This window comes from Chitinophaga sp. (assembly GCF_035564935.1).
Lineage (GTDB): Bacteria > Bacteroidota > Bacteroidia > Chitinophagales > Chitinophagaceae > Chitinophaga.
In genome coordinates this window covers 1-4,946 of sequence record NZ_DATMTE010000065.1, presented here as the reverse complement: position 1 = coordinate 4,946, position 4,946 = coordinate 1, and the positions used below count along the sequence as shown (strand labels likewise).

The following is a 4,946-nucleotide window of genomic DNA, read 5'->3' as shown; positions in this document are numbered from 1 at the left end:
ACTGGTGCTGCTGACCCCATTCACTTTCATCCTGATAATTTTATCTCTTTTTCTTACCATGATCAGCTGGAAGTTATTGGCATCGCTTTGAAAGAAGCCTTCATCGCCGGTATTGCTGAGCAGTTCTATATTACCATTACGGCGGTTATCGTCCAGGATGCCGGTATAGGTTTTTTCTGCCGCGGCTTCGGAATCATACTGTTCATAGTTGTAAAATACGTTACCGGTTTCACCGGAAACAGGGTCCGATTCTACGGCTGTAAAAGCGCAACGGTACCTTACCGCATCACGTCCCTGTTTTTCTGTTTTCAGGGTAAGGAGTGCGCTTTGTCCCAGTATTTTTGCGGCGTCTGCAGGGGTGAGGTAAAAGTAAGGAACGGTATCGGCGGCAAAGCCTGATGATATCAGGGGAAGCAGCAGGAACAGGAGTAGGAGTGTTTTCATAACGGTATTATAAATGGAGAAGAATAATACACGGTTGTTACTTTTCCAGGCTTGTTTTCCAGGACCTTTTTCATCTTCATATCATGAAGCAATAAAGTTACGATTTCCTGCGGGGTAAGACTAAAAATATTTATGATTGCTTTTCGATAGCCTGTTGTACAGGCGGATAACAGTATGTATTTTTGGGTAGTTTTGGCTGCGTATCAAAATCGATAGGCAGCCAAAACTAGTTTAATGCAGCACTTTTTATTTGGAATATCAATGATAAGCGTTATCTACAGGAGTTGATTTTCCCCTTGTAAAAGCCGAAGATCGTCTTTGGCTTTTACAACCATTTCTCCTTACTCCAACCCTTCAAATATCTTCCCTGCCGCCACTCCCAATGCTTCCTGCGCTGTTTTATCCGCTTCATTCGTTAATATCACAATGCCGGTATTCCGCTCGGGGTATACCACGCAGTAGCTGGCAAACCCGAATGTACCGCCGCTTTGCCAGATCCTGCGCAAACCGTTGCTGGTTTTATTCATCTGCCAGTTTAAGCCGATGGCAAAATTGTTGATATCGCCCCAGGCCGGCTGGTGCGTTAATTTCGCTGATGGATCAGTCTCTTCTGCATGCAGCCGGACATATTGCAGCATATCATCTACAGAAGAGTAAATGCCCCCTGCAGCAGCCAGCGCAGGAGGATTGTATGGCATGATGCGTCCGTGCTGATTATATCCTTTGGCGGCATTATCCGGCAGCAGGGTAGTGGTGTATTTCATGTGTTGCGGACGGGTAATGAATTTTCTTACCAGCTCTCCATACGACATACCGTATATGCGTTCCAGTATGATGCCAAGTAATTGTGCGCCCGCGTTTGAATATTTAAAATGATAACCGGGTACCGTATCCAGTTGCACCTGGTGAAGGTCGTTCAGGAAAGCAGCCGTAGAATAATCCTTTTGCTGTGCGTTGATGATGCCGGGTATGGAATCTTCAGGTTGTTGAAACAGATCACGGTTGTCGGGCAGCAGGAAAGGCAACCCGGAAAGGTGTGTAATGAGATGTTTCAGCTGGATAGCACGGCCTTTATACTGGAGGTTGGGATAATCCCCGTTGAGGTAGAACCGTATATCGTCGTCCAGTTTTACCTTTTTGTTTACAACAGCTTTTGCCAGTAAGTACCCGGTGAATGTTTTGGAGATAGAACCAATTTCATAAGGCGTATTGATACCAGGCAGCGTTGTTTTGCCGTAACGGTAAATGTAGGTTTGTCCGCCGGTATACACCCCAACTTCCGCGCTAACGCGGTGGGTATCCTGCATAAAAGTAACTAACGCGGATTGCACGAGACTGTCTACCTTAGTTTTACGGAGATTGTCTGTTGTTACCTGTGCCTGCGTGTGAATGCTTGATAAGAACAGGAAGAACAGCGGGATAAGTTGTTTCATGGTTGTTTTTTTGAAACAGGCTTATCCTAAGAGAGTGCCATTTGGCACGGGTTTAAGGCTGATCTTTTTATATATTTAAAAAAGATGAACGTGTATCAAAAATGAACACATAGTGTACGCAGGCGCACTATGGTTGCAGCGGACCTTTGCTTACCTCTTCCCCGGCTTTATATACTGCCGCTATTTTCCGGGTATTCTTAATATCCTCTGCTGGATTGGCATCCAGGATGATGAGATCAGCGGTTTTCCCTTTTTCTATGGTGCCGTAACGCTCATTTATTTTCATGGCGATAGCTGCATTTTTTGTGGCAATGGTAATGGCTTGTAAGGGGGTAAGCCCTGCCTGTACCAGCAGCTCCATTTCAAGATGCTCGGAAAATCCCTGTGTGCGTACCGGTTGTGCGCCGGAGTCGGTACCAAGCGCCACGATGATGCCGGCGTCTGCAATCTTTTTTACGTTCTTCATCGCCGTTTCAAACGCATGAAGATTGCGTTGATAGGAGGGCGAATTTTTCAGCTTCTCCTGGTAGGCAGGGGAGGTGATCATTTCATACACGCCGGGTTCCAGCGATGCTTTAAAGAAAGGATCATTGATCCATTCCGGCTTACGGGCATAGATATACGCATATTCATCGAGTGAAAGAGTAGGGATATAAATTACACCTTTAGCCTTCATTTGTTGCAGTAAGGCGGCGTCAATTTCCTGGTCGCGGATACTGTGTGCAATGATGTCCAGTCCATCGGCCACCAGGCTTTTTGCGTCCGCCAGGTAAAAGAGATGCGATGCTACGGGAATATGATGGGAATGTGCGCGCGTGATAATCGCTTTGTAAATAGCGGGGTTCATCTTAGGTGTTGATCCGCCAAAATCATCTACCCACATTTTTATTACCGTAGGCTTCAGCAGCGCTACGCTATCCAGTTGAGCGGTAGCCTGTGCTACTGTGGCCGGGTGTTTTACATACTTCATCGGCGGTCCGCCCTTCGCGGCTGCGAAGCCATACCCGGCGGAATACAGCCGGGCTCCGGGCAATAGTCCATTTACAGAAGAATCGCGCAGGCCTGAGCTAAACAGCATGGGTTGGTCTGATCCCATTACCAGCACGTTGGTGATGCCGTAGTCCGCATACTTTTTCAGTTGTGATAGTATATTTTCCCGTGTATACGGATCGCTGCGGTTATCCTTGCCATTCATCATACCAATATGCACATGGCTGCTGATGATAGCGGGCATCACGGTTTTACCGCCACCGTCGATCACTGTAGCGTTGCCGGCTGGTAAATTTTTACCGGTAGCGGCAATCTTACCGTCTTTGATCAGTATATCCGTGTGCGTTAGAGGGGTGCCGCCGTTGCCGTCTATCAGGGTTACGTCCTTTATCAGCGTGGACTTAGCAGTGGGGGCTGGCTGAAAGGCAGCCAGGAGTACGATAGCGGTAGCGAGTAACAGGTAGTTTTTCATAGCATTATTTTCTTACGGGAAAATAAAGGTAGGAAAATCTGCTTATCCCACTATATTCATAATAAAACCAACCGCATCCGGCGAATGCAACGCATTCGTCGACTCCATGGTCATTCTAGCTGTTTCACCTGCTCTTATGCGCATTTGTTTTTCATAGGCAGCAATGGCAGCATGCACATCCGGAAAATTTCCACCGGTAAGGCATTGCCCTAATTCAAGCGCATCCAGCATAGCCATATTCACGCCTTCGCCGGCATAGGGAGGCATGAGGTGGGCGGCGTCGCCGAGCATAGTGAGATTAGGCAGCGCTTCCCAGGTTTGATCAAAGGGCATGCAGTATTGAGGACGGGGTGTAAAATCACTGTTGGCATTTTCAAACAGTTCCAGCCATATATGATCCCAACCGGTAAAGGTGGCCTTAAACCAGGCCAGCACCTGTGTTTTATCTGAGAAGTTGATGCCGCTGGCCTGGTACCAGTTTTCAGCGGTATTTACACCGGTATAAAAAGCCAGGCTGCCGTTTCCTTTGGTGCTTCCAATTAAGGATTTATCATCTCCCAATGCAAATACTTTCCCGCCTTTTACCAGGGCCCAAACCTGCGGGCAGGCAGTGGCGGCGTCATAAACAGCGCCTTCCACGATGGTTACGCCTGAATAAAAAGGCTTGATGGGCGTGATGTACGGGCGGAGCTTTGAGTTGGCGCCGTCTGCTGCAATTACGATATCTGCGTAAGCGGTGCTGCCGTTTTTAAAAGTAAGTTGCCAGCCATCTCCCTGTGGTTGCATGGATACAAACTGGCTGTCCCACACAACGGTATCTGGTTGCAGGGAATCCAGCAATATTTCCTTTAGCGGGCCACGGTCAATTTCCGGGCGCGAGCCTTTATCTACGCCGCTTTCGTGATCATCAAGAAGAATGGTAGCGTGTTTATCAACAATGCGCAGCCGGTCGGCCCCCGGGCGGTAATTGGCCCTGAAGGCGTCCATCAGTCCTGCAGCTTCCAGTGCTTTTAATCCTGATTCCTCGTGAAGGTCCAGTGTGGCGCCCTGCACCCGTGCTTCCCTGTTCGCATCCCTTTCATATACTTTCACTTCTGCATGGTTCATCTGCAGTATCCTGGCCAGCGTTAATCCACCGGGACCTCCGCCTGTTATGGCTATTTTTTTGTGTTGAATGATGTTCATGTGGTTGTTTGTTTTATTTATTTCAGCATGCCCCTGATCACGGCTTCGCAGCAGTCGAGTATCACTTTTTCGGTGATGATCTGTTTGGGTCTTTCTGTATAATCAAAATATTCATTTACCAGCTCCAGCAGCGGGGCAAATAATAAAGCCCGGTATACATCGTGGTGGAAATTGCGGATCACGCCTTGTTTTATGTGCTGTTTGAAGAACTGGTGTACCGGTTTAAAATATTGTCCCTGTGTTATGTTTGCCTGCTGGTATGCCTTGTTCAGCAGGGGAGAGGTTTTCCCGTTCTGCAACAACGCAAAATGTGTTTTATTGCGGGTAAGATAGCGGAAGCTGTTTTGCCACAGTTTTTTTACGCCTGCAGCGAAATCCATGCCGGCATGGAAATTTTCCAGCACCGCTTTTTCATAGGTTTC

5 protein-coding genes are annotated in these 4,946 nt (G+C 47.8%); all 5 read right to left on the bottom strand.

What is annotated here, in order from left to right:
• The coding region (locus VN105_RS01775) for a hypothetical protein (RefSeq protein WP_325637326.1) at nt 1-444 on the bottom strand (444 nt) is incomplete at its 3' end.
• A 341-nt stretch (nt 445-785) separates the two neighbouring features.
• Nucleotides 786-1,877 (bottom strand): serine hydrolase domain-containing protein, encoded by a 1,092-nt coding sequence (locus VN105_RS01770; RefSeq protein ID WP_325637324.1) that lies wholly within the window; start codon nt 1,875-1,877, stop codon nt 786-788.
• 127 nt (nt 1,878-2,004) lie between these two features.
• Nucleotides 2,005-3,339, bottom strand: a complete 1,335-nt coding sequence (locus VN105_RS01765) for an amidohydrolase family protein (RefSeq protein ID WP_325637322.1) — start codon at nt 3,337-3,339, stop codon at nt 2,005-2,007.
• 42 nt (nt 3,340-3,381) lie between these two features.
• Entirely contained in the window at nt 3,382-4,524 is a 1,143-nt protein-coding gene (locus VN105_RS01760) for an NAD(P)/FAD-dependent oxidoreductase (RefSeq protein ID WP_325637320.1), read from the bottom strand.
• A gap of 17 nt (nt 4,525-4,541) precedes the next feature.
• The coding region (locus tag VN105_RS01755) for a TetR/AcrR family transcriptional regulator (RefSeq protein WP_325637318.1) at nt 4,542-4,946 on the bottom strand (405 nt) is incomplete at its 5' end.

Bases quoted from the DNA above. Each gene is read 5' to 3' on its own strand.
- VN105_RS01760 (WP_325637320.1), bottom strand. From the start codon at position 4,524: ATGAACATCATTCAACACAAAAAAATAGCCATAACAGGCGGAGGTCCC.
- VN105_RS01770 (WP_325637324.1), bottom strand. From the start codon at position 1,877: ATGAAACAACTTATCCCGCTGTTCTTCCTGTTCTTATCAAGCATTCAC.
- VN105_RS01765 (WP_325637322.1), bottom strand. From the start codon at position 3,339: ATGAAAAACTACCTGTTACTCGCTACCGCTATCGTACTCCTGGCTGCC.